This is a genomic window from Pseudomonas sp. AB39(2026) (assembly GCF_059831485.1).
In genome coordinates, this window is record NZ_CP195212.1 from 2,236,637 (window position 1) to 2,251,569 (window position 14,933).

General features: G+C 61.5%; 12 protein-coding genes. 6 read left to right on the top strand and 6 right to left on the bottom strand.

Annotated features, from left to right (window positions below):
• Nucleotides 1-3 precede the first annotated feature (3 nt).
• The gene (locus tag ACSAMW_RS10160; RefSeq protein ID WP_500593812.1) at nucleotides 4-3,126 is read left to right on the top strand and encodes a multidrug efflux RND transporter permease subunit; all 3,123 of its coding nucleotides are present in this window, start codon (nucleotides 4-6) and stop codon (nucleotides 3,124-3,126) included.
• 68 nt (nucleotides 3,127-3,194) lie between these two features.
• On the opposite strand, the gene proP is transcribed toward ACSAMW_RS10160, so the two are convergent.
• Nucleotides 3,195-4,697 carry a glycine betaine/L-proline transporter ProP gene (gene proP, locus ACSAMW_RS10165; protein ID WP_500593813.1) on the bottom strand — a complete coding sequence of 501 codons (1,503 nt, stop codon included), beginning with the start codon at nucleotides 4,695-4,697 and terminating at the stop codon, nucleotides 3,195-3,197.
• A gap of 169 nt (nucleotides 4,698-4,866) precedes the next feature.
• Here proP and ACSAMW_RS10170 point away from each other — a divergent pair, with 169 nt between their 5' ends.
• Nucleotides 4,867-5,712, top strand: a complete 846-nt coding sequence (locus ACSAMW_RS10170) for a GNAT family N-acetyltransferase (RefSeq protein WP_500593814.1) — start codon at nucleotides 4,867-4,869, stop codon at nucleotides 5,710-5,712.
• Between the two features lie 22 nt (nucleotides 5,713-5,734).
• On the opposite strand, the gene ACSAMW_RS10175 is transcribed toward ACSAMW_RS10170, so the two are convergent.
• Complete coding sequence (locus ACSAMW_RS10175; RefSeq protein WP_500593815.1) at nucleotides 5,735-6,796, bottom strand: SDR family oxidoreductase; 1,062 nt, start codon at nucleotides 6,794-6,796, stop codon at nucleotides 5,735-5,737.
• A gap of 265 nt (nucleotides 6,797-7,061) precedes the next feature.
• On the opposite strand from ACSAMW_RS10175, the gene ACSAMW_RS10180 reads away from it, so the two are divergent.
• Complete coding sequence (locus tag ACSAMW_RS10180; protein ID WP_500593816.1) at nucleotides 7,062-7,715, top strand: polysaccharide lyase family 7 protein; 654 nt, start codon at nucleotides 7,062-7,064, stop codon at nucleotides 7,713-7,715.
• An 88-nt stretch (nucleotides 7,716-7,803) separates the two neighbouring features.
• Here ACSAMW_RS10180 and ACSAMW_RS10185 read toward each other — a convergent pair whose 3' ends face one another.
• Together ACSAMW_RS10185 and ACSAMW_RS10190 are read right to left on the bottom strand one after the other, a co-directional pair.
• On the bottom strand, nucleotides 7,804-8,667 hold the full coding sequence (locus ACSAMW_RS10185; RefSeq protein WP_500593817.1) for a copper resistance protein B: 864 nt from the start codon (nucleotides 8,665-8,667) through the stop codon (nucleotides 7,804-7,806).
• The gene (locus ACSAMW_RS10190) at nucleotides 8,660-10,348 is read right to left on the bottom strand and encodes a copper resistance system multicopper oxidase (RefSeq protein WP_500593818.1); all 1,689 of its coding nucleotides are present in this window, start codon (nucleotides 10,346-10,348) and stop codon (nucleotides 8,660-8,662) included. The genes ACSAMW_RS10185 and ACSAMW_RS10190 overlap by 8 nt, the downstream gene beginning before the upstream one ends.
• Nucleotides 10,349-10,857: 509 nt before the next feature.
• Between ACSAMW_RS10190 and ACSAMW_RS10195 the strand changes: the two genes are divergently transcribed.
• The 3 genes from ACSAMW_RS10195 (at nucleotide 10,858) to ACSAMW_RS10205 (ending at nucleotide 12,785) form a co-directional block, all read left to right on the top strand.
• Entirely contained in the window at nucleotides 10,858-11,556 is a 699-nt protein-coding gene (locus ACSAMW_RS10195) for an AzlC family ABC transporter permease (protein WP_500593819.1), read from the top strand.
• On the top strand, nucleotides 11,556-11,867 hold the full coding sequence (locus tag ACSAMW_RS10200; protein WP_500594018.1) for an AzlD domain-containing protein: 312 nt from the start codon (nucleotides 11,556-11,558) through the stop codon (nucleotides 11,865-11,867). The genes ACSAMW_RS10195 and ACSAMW_RS10200 overlap by 1 nt, the downstream gene beginning before the upstream one ends.
• A 93-nt stretch (nucleotides 11,868-11,960) precedes the next feature.
• Complete coding sequence (locus tag ACSAMW_RS10205) at nucleotides 11,961-12,785, top strand: HDOD domain-containing protein (RefSeq protein ID WP_500593820.1); 825 nt, start codon at nucleotides 11,961-11,963, stop codon at nucleotides 12,783-12,785.
• An 18-nt stretch (nucleotides 12,786-12,803) separates the two neighbouring features.
• Here ACSAMW_RS10205 and ACSAMW_RS10210 read toward each other — a convergent pair whose 3' ends face one another.
• Entirely contained in the window at nucleotides 12,804-13,730 is a 927-nt protein-coding gene (locus tag ACSAMW_RS10210; RefSeq protein WP_500593821.1) for an iron-sulfur-binding ferredoxin reductase, read from the bottom strand.
• Nucleotides 13,723-14,829: a GGDEF domain-containing protein gene (locus ACSAMW_RS10215; protein ID WP_500594019.1), complete on the bottom strand. Its 1,107-nt coding sequence runs from the start codon at nucleotides 14,827-14,829 to the stop codon at nucleotides 13,723-13,725. The genes ACSAMW_RS10210 and ACSAMW_RS10215 overlap by 8 nt, the downstream gene beginning before the upstream one ends.
• Nucleotides 14,830-14,933: the final 104 nt, after the last annotated feature.

A 14,933-nucleotide genomic window follows, 5' to 3' on the forward strand; every position in this document is an offset into this window, starting at 1 on the left:
GTCATGTCCGCATTCTTTATCGATCGGCCTGTCATGGCCTGGGTACTGGCACTGCTCATTCTATTGAGCGGCGGCTTTGCGGCTTCTCGCTTGGCGGTGGAGCGTTATCCCAATGTGGCGCCACCCAGGGTGGGTATCGAAGCCTACTACCCTGGTGCCTCGCCACAGGTGATAGCCCGTACGGTCACGTCGGTGATCGAGCGAGAACTGAGCGGGATTCCAGGCCTGCTGGCGTTCAACTCCAGCAGCATCGAAGGCATGGTCAGCATCAACGTACTGCTCGAACCAGGCACTAACACGCAACTGGCGGCGGTAGAGGTGCAGAACCGCCTCAAGCGCGTGGAGGAGCGGCTGCCTGAAACCGTGCGCCGGCAAGGTATTTCCGTAGAGCAAAGCAGCCAGAGTTCGTTGCTGTATGTATTGCTGACCGCTGACAATGCTCAGGTCACCGATGCCCACTTGGGCGATCTGGCGTCTACCTTGGTGCGGCCCGTACTGCTACGCCAGGAAGGCGTGGGGCAGGTGAGCCTATGGAGCGCCGAATATGCCATGCGCATATGGCCCAATGTGCACAAGTTGACCGCGCTGGGCGTGACCAGCACAGAACTGGTAAACGCCATTTCCCTTCAGAACCAGCGCATCCCCCTGGGATCAGTGGGCGGTGCCCCAGCCCCGGCCAGTACGGCCCTTACCGCCCCGCTTGTGGTAGAGGAGCGGCTGGAAACGCCCCAGGCGTTCGGTGACATTGCCTTACGTGTGAACAGCGACGGTTCGGCGCTGCGGGTGGCCGATGTGGCCCAGGTGGAGCTGGGCGCCAGCAACTACGATTACCCAGGGTTCTATAACGGCCAAGCCAGCGCGGTCATGTCCATCAAACTGGCGGCAAGCGCCAATGCCCTGGCTACGGCTGACCGAGTGAAAGCGGCATTGGCCGCGCTGGCGCCCCAACTCCCGCCAGGTACGCACCTGCATACGGCCTACGACGGCTCTGCCTTCGTGAAATTGTCTTTGAAAAAAGTCGGTTACACCTTGGTGGAAGCGCTGGTACTGGTGTTCCTCGTAATGTGGCTGTTCTTGGGCAGCATTCGCGCGACCCTGGTGCCAGCGCTGGTGGTACCTATTGCACTGGCAGGCACCTGCGGCGTGATGTGGGCCATGGGGTTTTCCCTCAATGTGCTCACCTTGTTCGGCATGGTATTGGCCATCGGCATTCTGGTCGACGACGCTATCGTGGTGGTCGAGAACGTAGAGCGCATCATGCGGGAGGAAGGCTTGCCGCCGCGTGACGCCACGCGCAAGGCCATGGGCCAGATCAGCGGCGCGATCGTCGCCATTACCCTGGTGCTGACCACGGTATTCCTGCCCATGGCCTTCCTGGACGGCGCCACGGGTGCCATTTACCGGCAGTTCTCGGTGGCCCTTGCCGCCCCCATGGCCTTGTCCGCCTACCTGGCGCTTACCCTTACACCTGCCCTGTGCGCGTCGTTTCTCAAGCCTGTCAACCGCTCCGCTCACACCGCTGGTGCACTGGCACGCCTGGGCGAACGGTTCGCCTCTGGTTATGCAAAGGCCCTAGGTAGTGTGCTTCAGCGCCCCCTGCGCTTTCTAACCTTGTACGTGGCCTTGGCCGGGGTGCTGGTCTTCTTGTTTGTACGCCTGGCCGGGGGGTTTCTGCCCAACGAGGACGAAGGCCGGTTTGCGGTAGTCGTTCAGCTCCCTACCGGCTCCACTCAGGCGGCCACACGGGGCGTGCTGGACGAGGTGCAGGCTTACCTTCGCCAGATGCCTGGCGTGAAGCATATTTTCGCCATGCAGGGGTTCAGCTACTTTGGCGATGGCCAGAACACCGCCATGGCCTGGCCAGAGTTGCAGGACTGGGCCCAGCGACAAGGGGCCGACCAGCAAGTGCAGGCCATGGTAAAACGCCTGAACGACCACTTCGCGTCCGGCACGGCCACCTACCCTACCGCCTTGATCAAGGCCCTGCGCCCACCGCCCATCAATGGTTTGGGAAATAGCGAAGGTATCGAGCTTCAGTTGCAAGACCGTGCTGGCCTAGGCCCCCAGGCGCTGGCAGCGGCTGGGCAACAATTGCTTGCCTTGGCTGCCCGTGAGCCAGCGCTGGCCAATGTGGAGTTTTCAGGCCAAGGCAGTGTGCCGCAACTACGCGTGAGCATAGACCGGCAAAAGGCGCAGAGCATGGGTATCATCCTGGGGGAGATCAACCAGACCCTGGCCACCCTGTACGGCTCGAACTACGTGGGCGACTTCATTCATGAAAACCAGGTGCGGCGGATTCTGGTACAGGCGCGGGGTGAAGACCGCCAGCAGCCCGACAGCCTGTTGCAGGCCCGCGTGCGTAACAGCAGCGGGGATATGGTGCCGCTGGCCAGCTTCGTGAGCCTGCATTGGACCCAAGACGCCCTCAGCGTTGACCGCTACAACGGCTTTGCCTCCATGGCCCTGAGCGGTAGCGCCGCACCTGGCTACAGCTCCAGCCAGGCCATGGCCGCCCTCGCCGGGCTGGTAACACGTTTGCCGGTGGGCTTCGGCTACGAATGGTCCGGGCAGAGCTATCAGGAACAGGTGTCCGGCCAGCAGGTGCCACTGCTGTTCGGGCTGTCCATTCTTATTGTGTTCCTGTGCCTGGCGGCCCTGTACGAAAGCTGGGTCACGCCGCTCAGCGTTATCCTGGCCATCCCCTTGGGCGTACTGGGTGCCTTCCTGGCCACCACCGTGTCAGGTCTGCCCAATGACCTGTATTTCAAAGTAGGCGTGGTCACGGTTATCGGCCTCTCCGCCAAGAATGCCATCCTGATCGTGGAAGTGGCGCAAGCGTTGATTCATCAAGGCCAGCCTGTCAGCCAGGCCCTCATAAGCGCCGCGCGCATGCGCCTGCGACCTATTGTGATGACCTCATTGGCCTTCATGATGGGTGTGCTGCCCCTGGTATTCGCCAGCGGCGCAGGTTCAGCCAGCCAGCGTGCCATCGGTACTGCAGTGTTTGGCGGCATGCTCAGCGCGACGGTGCTTACGTTGTTGTTTGTGCCACTGCTGCATGCGGGGGTGGTGAGGCTTAGGCAGCCTCGACGAGTGCTGGCGCCCGCAGGAGATTCGAACACCTGACACATCAGGGCCGGGTGAGTGAATGCAGCGGCATTACGCTGGCATTCACCACTCGGCGATGCTCAGGCTTAGTCGATACGGGGGTGCTGTTGCACTAGCAGATCCCGCTTGGCTTGCAGCTCTTTAAGCTGCTGATCGATGTCCTCGATTTTCTGCTCGATGTTGTCGTGGTGCTCCTGCAACAGCTCTTTGGCTTCGTCCAGGTCCGACGCGGTGGGTGCAGCGCCGCGCAAGGGCTTGTTGGCGGTTTCTTTCATGGTGATGCCCGTTACCAGGCCAATTACTGCCACCACCATCAGGTAGTACGCCGGCATGTACAGGTTATTGGTGGTTTCCACCAGCCAGGCAGCCAGCGTGGGGGTAAGGCCGGCGATCAATACCGAAATATTGAAGGCACTGGCCAACGCACTGTAGCGAATGTGGGTGGGGAACATGGCCGGCAATGTAGAGGCCATCACACCGATAAAGAAGTTGAGCACCACGGCCAGCATCAGCAGGCCAGAGAAGATAAGCCCCAGCTTGCCACTGGTGATAAGCATGAAGGCCGGAATCGCCAGGCAGAACAAGGCGATACTGCCGCAGACAATAAAGGGCTTGCGGCCAATCTTGTCACTGAGGCGCCCGATCAGGGGCTGCACGAACAGCATGCCCACCATGATCGCGATGATGATCAGCACACCGCGGTCTTCGCTGTAGTGCAGGTTATGGGACAGGTAGCTGGGCATGTACGTGAGCAGCATGTAATAGGTCACGTTAGTGGCAATCACTATGCCTACGCAGGTCACCAAACTGCGCCAGTGCTTGGTAGCCACTTCCTTGAACGACACCTTGGGGCCATCGGCCAGGCCTTCCCGGTCGCCCTGCTCCAGCTTTTCCACGTGCTGCTGGAATGCTGGCGTTTCTTCCAATGCATTACGCAGGTACAGGCCCAGCAGGCCAAGCGGCAACGCCAGGAAGAACGGCAGGCGCCAGCCCCACTCCTGGAACTTGTCTTCGCCCAATACGGTGGAAATGGCTACCACCACACCTGCGCCGACCACAAAGCCGGCAATGGAGCCGAAGTCCAGCCAACTGCCTAGGAACCCGCGTTTGCGGTCAGGCGCGTATTCAGCCACAAAGATAGAGGCACCCGTGTACTCGCCCCCTACCGAGAACCCTTGGGCCATCTTGGCCAGCAGGAGCAAGATGGGCGCCCAGATACCAATGGAGGCGTAGGACGGGATCAAGCCAATGGCAAAGGTGCTCAGTGACATGATCACGATAGTGGCCGCCAGCACCTTCTGCCGACCATAGCGGTCCCCCATGGCACCAAAGAACAGGCCACCCAAGGGGCGTATCAGGAAGGGCACAGAGAAGGTCGCCAGCGCGGCGACCATCTGCACACTTGGGTCTGCGCTGGGGAAGAACACCTTGCCCAGCACATAGGCAACAAAGCCGTATACGCCAAAATCGAACCATTCCATGGCGTTGCCCAGTGCAGCGGCGGTAATTGCCTTGCGCATCTTGGCGTCATCGACAATGGTGATGTCCTTCAAACCAAAAGGTTTGACACGCTTCTTGCTTAGTTTCATGCATCTTTCCTGGCTGGGGTCGAGCGACGGCTTGTTCGCGCACATGGCACGGCTAGCCGCGTGTGCGCTATTGAAGCTCAGACAATGGGACGCTAAATAATTCACCCGTTGTTTGCCGCCAAGTGCGGTTGTACCTTCTCAAGACGTCCCTTATGAGCAGAGCCCCGTAATGCCGCAAAACACACCACACGCTCTGAGCCTTCGCACCATGAACGCCGCTGACGTACCGGCTGCCTACGCACTGTCCAGGGCATTGGGCTGGGCCCATCGGCAGGAAGATTGGGCCATGCTGCAGCGCTGTGCAGAAGGCGTTGTGGCTGAGTACAACGGCGAGGTGATTGGAACGGCGTTTGCGTGCCATCAAGGCGCGTTTTCTACCATTGGCTTAGTGATCGTAAGCGCTGCCCACCAAGGCAAAGGCGTTGGCCGCCAGCTGATGAACCAGGTACTGGGCACCCTAGGCCCACGCACGGCCCTGCTCAATGCCACTGAAGAAGGCGCCCGGCTTTATGAGCGTATGGGGTTCACAACCTATGGGCATGTGGCGCAGTGGCAGGGCCTGGCGCCTGAACCCGTAAACATGGGCGACCATTGCCGTGCGCTCACACCGGCCGATACCCCTCGGCTGCTGACCCTGGCGGCAGCGGGCAGCGGCCTGGACCGCAATCACGTACTGGCCGACGTGTTGCCTACGGTGGTTCAGGGTGTGGGGATTGAACAGCAGGGTCAGTTGCAAGCGTTCGCACTGTTGCGCCCCTTTGGCCGCGACCTGGGCCTGGGCCCGGTCATTGCTGAGAATGAGGCGCAGGCCAAGGCGCTGGTGCTGGCGTTGCTAGGTACTGTGCCGGGCCGGTTCGTACGCGTAGACATTCCCAGCACCTGCGGGTTGGCAAGCGTATTGGCACAGCAGGGGCTGGTACAGGTAGGCACGGTCGCTCAAATGACCACAGGGCCCGTGCCGCAGCCCCGTGAAAGCGTATGCCAGTTTGCCTTGGTGAGCCAGGCGCTGGGCTAGGGCCGCCGCCTGGCGAGCCGCCTCAGGGGATCAGCTTCAGTTCGCGCAGCCGTTCGAACACTTCGAAGAAGGCCGCGTCACTGGCTTGATAGGACAGGAAGCCCAGTTGGCGGCTCTTGGACATGTCCGTGACCACCTCGATAGGCCGGCCTAGGTCGGCGTCGGTGTGCCACGGCGAAACCAGGCGAGTGATGTCGGTTTCAGCCAGCCCCTGTTCCTCAGCCAAGGCTTTCCACACCGGTGCATCATTGGCCATCTGCTCCTCCAGCGGCACCGCCGTACCGTCAAAGGGCGCTGCTTCCACGTCGAACCATTCGGCCAGTTGAGACCACATCCAGCTCCAGCGGAACACGTCGCCGTTGACGATGTTGAAGGCTTCATTGGCAGCGGCAGGTGTGGTGGCAGCCCACAGCAGTTGCCGCGCCAGCTGGCGTGCGTCGGTCATGTCCGTGAGGCTGTTCCACTGCGCGGCCGAGCCTGGAAAACGGAAAGGCCGGCCGGTGTGGCGGCACAGGCTGGCATACACCGCCAGGGTAGTCGCCATGTTCATGGCATTGCCCACCGCAACGCCGGTAATGGTGTGCGGGCGGTGCACGCTCCACGTGAAGCCATCACGCTCGGCGGCCGTGAACACTTCGTCTTCCTGGGCATAGTAGAAGTTGTCCACATCCAGGCGGGGCTGCGATTCGCGGAACGGCGTCTGCGGCAGGGTGCCTTTGCCGTAGGCTTCGAATGGCCCCAAGTAATGCTTAAGGCCAGTTACTAGTGCCACATGACGAACGCTGCCTGCGGGGCGCAGCGCGTCCAGCACGTTGCGCACCATGGCTGCGTTAACCTTGATGTTCTCTGCTTCCGTGGCCTGGCGCGACCAGGTGGTGATAAACACATGGGTAGGCGCAAGCCCGGCCAGGGCCTTGGCCAGGTCGGCTGGGTCCATCAAATCGGCCGCGACGGGGGTGAAGCCCTCTCGGGCCTGGGGCGTGCGCGCCAGCCCTGCCACCTGCCAGCCTTCGCTGATCAGCAGGTCGGTAATGGCACTGCCCACGATACCGCTGGCGCCTACAACCAATGCAACATTTGACATCTGTATTTTCCTCTCACCTGAACATAACGGTTAGGTGATGGACAGCCGGTGCTAGCGGTTAGCACCAAAAACCTGAAGGTCCGTACACCCAAACTGATCGGCAAGCGGGCTATCACGCCGTGGTATTGGCGAGGTAAATGGCACTTTGCCCACCCGCTGAACGGTGTTAAAGGGCAATCGATCACGGCAGATAGCAGGGTATCGCCCTTCACGCCCCGTTCAGGACCGTACAGGGCCACCTGCTGACCTATTACGGATGTCTACCATGATCGACTTAAGCGTTTGGGACCTGATTCTCCCCATTGGCACACCTGCTCAGGAAGTGGCTGCCAACCGGCTGAGCACCTTTACCAACCCCTACTTCCAGAACAACGGCAGCGGCCTTGTGCTGTGGGCCCCTGTAACGGGCGCGCAATCGGGCAGTAGCCACTTCCCGCGCAGTGAAATGCGTGAGGTGAACAAGAGTGGCACCCAGCGCAACTGGAAATACAACAGCGGCACCAACGAAATCAGTGGCAAGGTGGCCGTGAACCAAGTGCCGTCCGAAGGCAAAGTGGTGGTGGCTCAGATCCACGCCAAGGATGCTGAATCCCCGTTGCTCAAGCTGCAATACCGCTACGCCAAAGGCGTTGGCAACGTCGACATCACCTGGCGCAAGAAGCCAGGCGATGACAAGTCCCCGATCATCTACACCTTGAAAAACGTGCCCCTGGGCCAGCCTTTCACCTACGACATCAAAATGGTGAGCACGGGGGAAGTGACGGCCATCATCAATGGCGTGGCCACCCAGGTGACCCTGGACAGCAAATGGCGGCCCTACTCGTTCTTCTTCAAGGCGGGCAACTACACCCTGGACCACACCGGCTATGCCACTGAAGGTGGGCGTGTGACCTATTACGAGTTGAAGACCAAGCACTGATTACACAGGGGCTTGTTCGCAGGGTACCCCTGCTCCTACAAAACCAACGCATTAACCTGTTGGACCGGGCAAAGCCCGGGAAACGGGCTTAGTACCAGAGCCGCACGCCTACCACCAGGCGTGCTTCTTCGGCGTCGTCGCCTTCTTCCCGGGCATAGTCCAGGGTGCGGCCGTAGCTTTTGGTCCAGTTCACACCGATGTAAGGCGCGATTTCAGGCATGATCTCGTAGCGCAATCGCAGCCCGGCCTCAAGGGTGGATAAACCGCTGCCCTGCTGGCGCACTGGGTCGTTGCGGCTGAAAAAGTTGGCTTCCATCCGAGGCTGGAGCACGAGTGAGCTGGTAATGGCCAGGTCGTACTCGCCCTCAAGCCGCAGCGACGTTTGATGGTTTTCACCTACGTAAAACGTCGCTTCGGTGTCCAGGTCTGCCAGGGGTTCGCCCTGCACACCGAACGCGGCCCAGGTTTGCGGGCTTTCGGGTTTGAAATCCTGGCGCACACCCCCCAGCAGCGTCCACCACGGGGTGACCGAATGGCCATACAAGGCCTGCAGTTCAGCCTGCTCAGTGTGGCCATTGGTGCGTTCGCCCTGGGAGCGAAGCCACAGGCGGTCCACGTCGCCCCCAATCCAGCCTTCGGCGTCCCAGGACAAGGCCGTGCCTTCATCGGCTTTCTGGTACTCCAGCCGGTCAAACAGCCAGTAGGCGCGCAGGTCGCTGTCATGCAACGCATGGCCGGGCACATCCGGGAATGCGGCGGCGCGCTCGGCGGCGGTGGGCGTGGGTAGCGCTGGCGCAGCAGCAGGTGCGGCCTGAGCCGGGGCCGCATCGTGGCCCATGGTGCTGTGGTCCATGCCTTTCATGGCGCTGTGGTCCATCCCGGGCATGCCCTCGGCAGCCAGGGCCGGGCCGGCGCACAGGCTCAGCATCACTAACAGGGCGGGCTTATTCATCAACGCGTACCTCGCGGAACATGCCCGCTTCCATGTGATAAAGCATGTGGCAGTGGTAGGCCCAACGGCCTAGTGCATCCGCACTCACGCGGTAGCTACGCCGGGTGCCGGGTGGCACATCGATGGTGTGTTTGCGCACCATGAAACGCCCCGCTTCGTCTTCCAGGTCGCTCCACATTCCATGCAGGTGAATGGGGTGGGCCATCATAGTGTCGTTTACCAGCACGATGCGCAGCCGCTCGCCGTAGGTGAGGCGAATGGGCTCTGCATCAGAAAACTTCACGCCATCGAAGGCCCAGGCGTATTTATCCATGTGCCCCGTGAGGTGCAGTTCCAACGTGCGACTGGGCTCGCGTGGGTCCGGGTCAGGGAAGGTGCTGCGCAGGTCTGCGTAGGTCAGCACGCGACGGCCGTTGTCACGCAGGCCGATGCCTGGGTCTGCCAGGCGCGCCATAGGCATCATGGCTTGCATGTCTACCAAAGGGTTGCCTTGCTCAGTATCGGGGTGATGGGGCATGGCCATGCCCGGCATGCTGCCGTGGTTCATGCCCTTCATACCTTCATGATCCATGCCCATGTCCGACATGTTCAACATCACCGGTTCATCCAACGCAGGTACTGGCGCGCTGGCACCGGGCCGCGTGCTCAGGGTAGCGCGGGCATAGCCGCTGCGGTCCATGGCCTGGGCAAACACGGTATAAGGCCCTTCGGCGTCGGGTTGCACGATCACGTCCAGGGTTTCGGCCACGGCTATGCGGAATTCGTCCACACTCACCGGCTGTACCGGCTGGCCATCGGCGGCCACGACGGTCATTTTCACGCCAGGAATGCGTACGTCGAAGTAGGTCATGGCCGAGCCGTTGATAAAGCGCAGCCGCAACGGTTCGCCGTGGGCAAACAGGGCGGTGAAGTTATCGTCTGGCGCGCGCCCGTTGATCAAGTAGGTGTAGGCCTGGCCTGTCACGTCCGCCAGGTCGGTGGGGTCCATGCGCATGCGCGCCCACATCCACCGGTTCTTAAGGGTACTGCCCAGGCCCCGCTCGGCAGCGTCCTGCACAAAGCGGGTAAGGGTGAGCGGGTTCTGGTTGTAGTAACCGGGCTCTTTTTTAAGCCGGTCGAAAATGCGCGATGGGTTTTCGTCGGTCCAGTCGGTGAGCATCATCACCTGCTCGCGCATGGCGGGCTGCGCGGGCTCACGTGGCTCGATCACCAGCGGGCCGTACACCCCGATCTGCTCCTGAAAGCCCGAATGGCTGTGGTACCAGTAAGTGCCGCTCTGGCGAACCTTGAAGCGGTATTCGTACATGCCGCCCGGTGGAATGCCGTGGAAGCTCAAGCCCGGTACGCCGTCCATGTTGGCCGGCAGCACAATGCCGTGCCAGTGCAGCGAGGTGGGCTCGTCCAGGCGGTTGTGCACCCGTAGTGTCACGGTGTCGCCTTCGCGCCAGCGCAGCAAAGGGCCTGGCAACCCACCATTGATGGTGAGCGCGTCCCGCACACTTCCACCCAGCGTGACCTGCTGTTTATCAATCACCAGGTCAAAGGTGTCGCCGCTGAGCTCGGTCAAGCCGCTGGCCGGCGCTGCTGCCCAGCCAGGCGTTTGCCACAGGCCGGTGTAGCCCACGGCGCCCAAGGCAGCCAGGCTTTTAACGAAGGTTCTTCTGTGCGGGTGATAGGGCATCAGGGTGTCCTGTAAACGGCGAATAAGCCAGCGCCTGCGCGCTGGCGCTTATCAGAACATTAAACGCGTCCAAGGTTGCGCGGGTTACAGCCGATGCGTCCAACCATAGAACCTTCATAGGCCATAACCTTATGCACAACAGGTCTTGGAACCCACTGCACCGAGCAGGATCTGCGATTTACACGGCAAACCGCGCTGCTGGTACGTACCGCCTACGAAAACGACCATCCTGCCCAAGTACAGAACGTGGCCGCCCCCCGGGTAGTGGCCGCGCAGTGGCCCAGCGTGCTTGATAACCAGTAGGCAGCCCCCAGGCCACTGCCGCGACGGTAAGCGCCCCGGCCCGGCCTGCACACCTACCACGCCCTCGCAACCGCAGCGACAGCGCAGTTATCGAGCTGCGCGACGATGTGATGAGCGACTTTACCGCAACGCACTAGCCGCATGCCTCGTGTACAGCCCACCCACAACCTGAGATGCTTGGCGGCCCTGTTTTCCTGACCGCCGCCATGTTCCTACCTGTCGCCCACCGTTCTGCCTTTCTGCGCGGCGCTGTTGCCGCCATGCCCCTCTCACTGGCCTGCCTGCCGTGGGGCCTGCTGGCCGGCTCGCTGGCCGTTGACGCCGGCCTCACAGCCTTGCAGAGCCAAGGGCTGTCCACCCTTGTGTTCGCCGGCGCAGCGCAGCTGGTGGCTATCGGTATGTTCAAAGGCGGTGCGGGGGCATTGTCTATCCTCATCACCACACTGCTGCTTACGTCCCAGCACCTGCTCTACAGCATGCACATGCGTGCTCGCATTTCGCCGCTCAAGGCGCGCTGGCGAATGGGCCTTGGCTTTCTGCTAACCGATGAGTTGTTTGCACTCACCAGCCAACAACCGCCAGAGCAGTTCCAGCGCTGGTTTGCATTGGGTGCCGGGCTCTCGTTCTACCTGGCATGGAATGCCTGCACCCTGGCAGGGATCGTGCTGGGCAAGAGCCTCCCTGGGCTGCAGCACCTAGGCTTGGACTTCTCAATTGCAGCCACCTTTATTGCACTGATCACGCCCGTGGTGCGGTCGATACCCGTCGTTGTGTGCGTGGGGGTCTCACTGCTGTGTTCGGTACTGTTCAGCCTGTGGCAACTGGAAAGCGCCTTGGTATTGGCAGGGCTGTGCGCAATGGCAGCCGGCTATACGTGCCAACAGCTCATGGAGCGTAAGCCATGATGGTGTGGGCTGTGATAGTGGGTATGGCCCTGGTGTTGTTCTTCAACCGTTATATTTTCCTGGAGCCCCGCTTGCCGGTACGCCTGGGGAAACACGTGCAGGCCTTCCTGAGCTTTGCCGTGCCTGGCATGCTGACGGCCATTTGCGGCCCCATCCTGTTTATGCCAGGCCACCAGTTGAACCTGTCTGCGAACAACCCCTACCTGTTGGCTGGCTTGTGCACGGCCGTGCTCATGCTGGTCACGCATCGGGTGCTGACCAGCGTAGCCTTGGGCATGGCGGTGTTTTACGCCCTGCGCGCCTGGCTGTAATCGCAGTGGAACGTTTGCAAAGGTAAACAGGACGAACGCAAGGCGTGAAAATTGCCTATCGTTGTGGGAATCGTCGTCATAAAGGTGATAGCCATGGAAATCGAAAAACTGTTTGCCCAGTTGCACAGCCTACCCAGCATTCCAAAGGTGGCTCAGGACCTGATCGCTCAGTTCGACAACCCTTCGTCGAGCCTTGAGGCCATCGCCCGCAATATCGAGAAAGACCCGGTCATTTCCGCGAAAATCCTGCGCCTGGCCAACTCGGCCCGCTTCAAGGGCGCGCGCGAGTCCACCAGCATTGAAGACGCGGCCATGCGCCTGGGCTTCAACACCATGCGCACCCTGGTGCTGGCCAGTGCTGTAACGGGCGCTTTTAGTGCACCCGCTTCGTTCAACCTCAAAGCGTTCTGGCTCAAAAGCTTTCAGGTAGCCAGCATTGCCCGTGTGCTGGCCAAGCAAAGCGGCCAGGACCCGGAAGTGGCCTTCACCACCGGCCTGATGCACAACATTGGCGAGCTGCTGATCCAGACAGGCGCCCCGGAGATGGTCGAGCGCCTGAACGCCCGCCGTGCAACCACCTCCCCGGCCCATGCCGCTGACGAAACTGTACAAATCGGCTTTGGTTACCCCGAAGTAGGCGCTGAGCTGGCCAAGCGCTGGAACCTGCCCAAGCAGATTCTCGACGGCATTGCCTACCAAGCCAAACCTCATCAGGCACCCGGCCATTCTCCCCTGCCCCTGATGGTGGCCCAGGCTGAAGAAGTGAGCGATCACCTGCACCAGTACGGCGGCCCTACGCCGGAAGCCAAGGCACAGCTTAACGACGAGTTGATGAAAGGCGTGGACCTGGACCTGCTGTTCGACGCGCTGCCGCCGGTGCTTGAGGCCGACAAGGCGTTTGCCCAACTGCTGGACTGACCCTCGCTACCGGCAACGCTACCCTGCGCGTTTTTCGAAGGTGTCAGTAAGCAGCTGCCCCCGTGGCAAGCCGGCCAAGAACAGCCGCTTGCCAATGGCCTCCACCAGCGCTGGTGCCCCACACACCAGCGCCATGGTGTGCCGGCCGGGGCGTAAATCGTTGAGGTCGGCCACTGGCGCGCGCAGGTCCAGTTCAAGGTTGGAATGCTGAGCGGCCAAGGCGCGTAGCTCCCCTTCGAGGTAATGCTCACCAGGGGCCGCCAGGTGCACCAAGCGTATTGCCCCGGTGTGGCCCTGGCGCAGGGCTTCCCCCAGCACCGCCCACAAAGGCGCCAAGCCAGTTCCACTGGCCAGCAACCATAAGGGCCGCGCCTCCCAGGCCGGGTCATAATGCAGCGGCCCACCCAGTACCTCACCTAGCCGTACGTGATCCCCCACCCTCAACTGCCGGGCCAGCTCAACGAACACCCCAGGGCGCCCGCATTGCACCTGCAACTCAAGCCAGGGTGATGCGCCGGGCACGCTTGCCAGGGAATAGGGCCTTGCCACATCACTCCGGGCCCACACCACCACATGCTGGCCTGCCTGATAGCGCAGCGGGCGGGTGGGCATCAAGCGGATACGCAGTACCTGCGGGCTTAGCCAATGGAGGTCGCTCACCGTAGCCTCCACCCCATCACGGCTGGCGTTATAAGGCACCACCTCAAGGTCTGTGATGACCTGACACTGGCAGGCCAGGCGCCACCCCTGGGCATATTCAGTGGCAGGCAAGGCGTGAGGGCGCTGATCGGCCGGTGCGCCGGTGACACAGCGCACCCGGCACGTGTGGCAATGCCCTGCCCTGCAGCTGGAAGGCACCTTCACGCCTTGGCGGTTCAGCGCCTCCAGCAGGCTTGTACCAGCAGGTACGTGCCAGCGTTGGTCACCTACGGTAAGTTCAGGCATCGGCCGGTTCCCAGGCGGCCACGCACCGGTTGCGGCCTTCACGTTTGGCCTGGTACAGGGCTTTGTCCGCGCGTTGAAGGGCGTCGTCCAGTGCGTCCCCCTCTTCCAGCAAGGTCATGCCGGCACACAGGCTGACCGAGGCTGGTTGGCCTTCTGCAGGGCGGGAGGCGGCAAAGGCCAGCCGCAGGCGCTCGCAACACATGGCCAGGCGGTCGGCATCGGTGTCTAGCATCAGCAACACAAACTCCTCACCCCCGTAGCGAGCCAGCACGTCACCCTCGCGCAAACTCGCGTTGGCAACCTGCGCAAAGCTCTGTAGCACCGCATCGCCTGCGGCATGGCCATGCACATCGTTGATGCGCTTGAAATGGTCAAGGTCGATCAGCGCCAAGCCATGGCTATGCCCTGGCTGCAGCGCCTGCAATTCCCGGGTGGCGAGCCGTAGGAAATGACGGCGGTTGAACAGGCCAGTCAATTCGTCAGTGGAGGCCAGCTCTTCAAGCTGCCGCATCATGCCGCGCAGGGTTTCCTGGTGCGCCTTGAGTGCGAACCGTCGCTGGCGCGTACGCTGCCGGTAGGCCTGCACATAGTTGGAATAAAGGCACAGCCAGAACAGCACAATAAACAGCACCGCGCCCTGGATGGCCACCAGGCCTGGGTCTTGTACCCGGCCTGTGAGGGCTTCATACCCCACCAACCCGGCGAAGCTGATGCACACCAGCCCGGCACAACGCAGGAACACCGCCCGCGGCAAGTGAAACAGCCCGAACATCAACGGCACGATGTACACCATCATAAACGGCCCACGGGCGTTATCCAGGTGGTACAGCAGCCAGGTTTGCCACAAGGTGCCCATCCAGATCTGCAGCTCAGTGAGGCTGGGGTCGGTGAAGCGCCGGTTCAGGCGCGTCACAAACAGGGCTGCCAGCCCGGCCTGGCTCAGCAGCACCAATGCCCCGCCTACTGCCACACTGTGAAGGGTGCCGTCGTAATAGCCGCCCCAGAAGGCGACTGCGATCAATGCCAGCATCATCAGGTAGCTGCTGGCCCCGAGCAGAAACCGTTTGATGAATAAAGCCTGCAGGTTGTGCTCGGTCACTCGTTGACTCATCTCACTCATAGGGATCCCATCCCTTACCACGTTATGGCAAGGTGCCACTTTAGAGAGCCAAGCCTGAAATAACCACAGGATTTTCATCCAAC

Excerpts from the sequence above, each read along its gene's own strand:
- ACSAMW_RS10180 (WP_500593816.1), top strand. The coding sequence starts at position 7,062 with ATGATCGACTTAAGCGTTTGGGACCTGATTCTCCCCATTGGCACACCT.
- ACSAMW_RS10185 (WP_500593817.1), bottom strand. The coding sequence starts at position 8,667 with ATGAATAAGCCCGCCCTGTTAGTGATGCTGAGCCTGTGCGCCGGCCCG.
- ACSAMW_RS10205 (WP_500593820.1), top strand. The coding sequence starts at position 11,961 with ATGGAAATCGAAAAACTGTTTGCCCAGTTGCACAGCCTACCCAGCATT.
- ACSAMW_RS10175 (WP_500593815.1), bottom strand. The coding sequence starts at position 6,796 with ATGTCAAATGTTGCATTGGTTGTAGGCGCCAGCGGTATCGTGGGCAGT.
- proP (WP_500593813.1), bottom strand. The coding sequence starts at position 4,697 with ATGAAACTAAGCAAGAAGCGTGTCAAACCTTTTGGTTTGAAGGACATC.
- ACSAMW_RS10195 (WP_500593819.1), top strand. The coding sequence starts at position 10,858 with ATGTTCCTACCTGTCGCCCACCGTTCTGCCTTTCTGCGCGGCGCTGTT.
- ACSAMW_RS10200 (WP_500594018.1), top strand. The coding sequence starts at position 11,556 with ATGGTGTGGGCTGTGATAGTGGGTATGGCCCTGGTGTTGTTCTTCAAC.
- ACSAMW_RS10170 (WP_500593814.1), top strand. The coding sequence starts at position 4,867 with ATGCCGCAAAACACACCACACGCTCTGAGCCTTCGCACCATGAACGCC.
- ACSAMW_RS10210 (WP_500593821.1), bottom strand. The coding sequence starts at position 13,730 with ATGCCTGAACTTACCGTAGGTGACCAACGCTGGCACGTACCTGCTGGT.
- ACSAMW_RS10160 (WP_500593812.1), top strand. The coding sequence starts at position 4 with ATGTCCGCATTCTTTATCGATCGGCCTGTCATGGCCTGGGTACTGGCA.
- ACSAMW_RS10190 (WP_500593818.1), bottom strand. The coding sequence starts at position 10,348 with ATGCCCTATCACCCGCACAGAAGAACCTTCGTTAAAAGCCTGGCTGCC.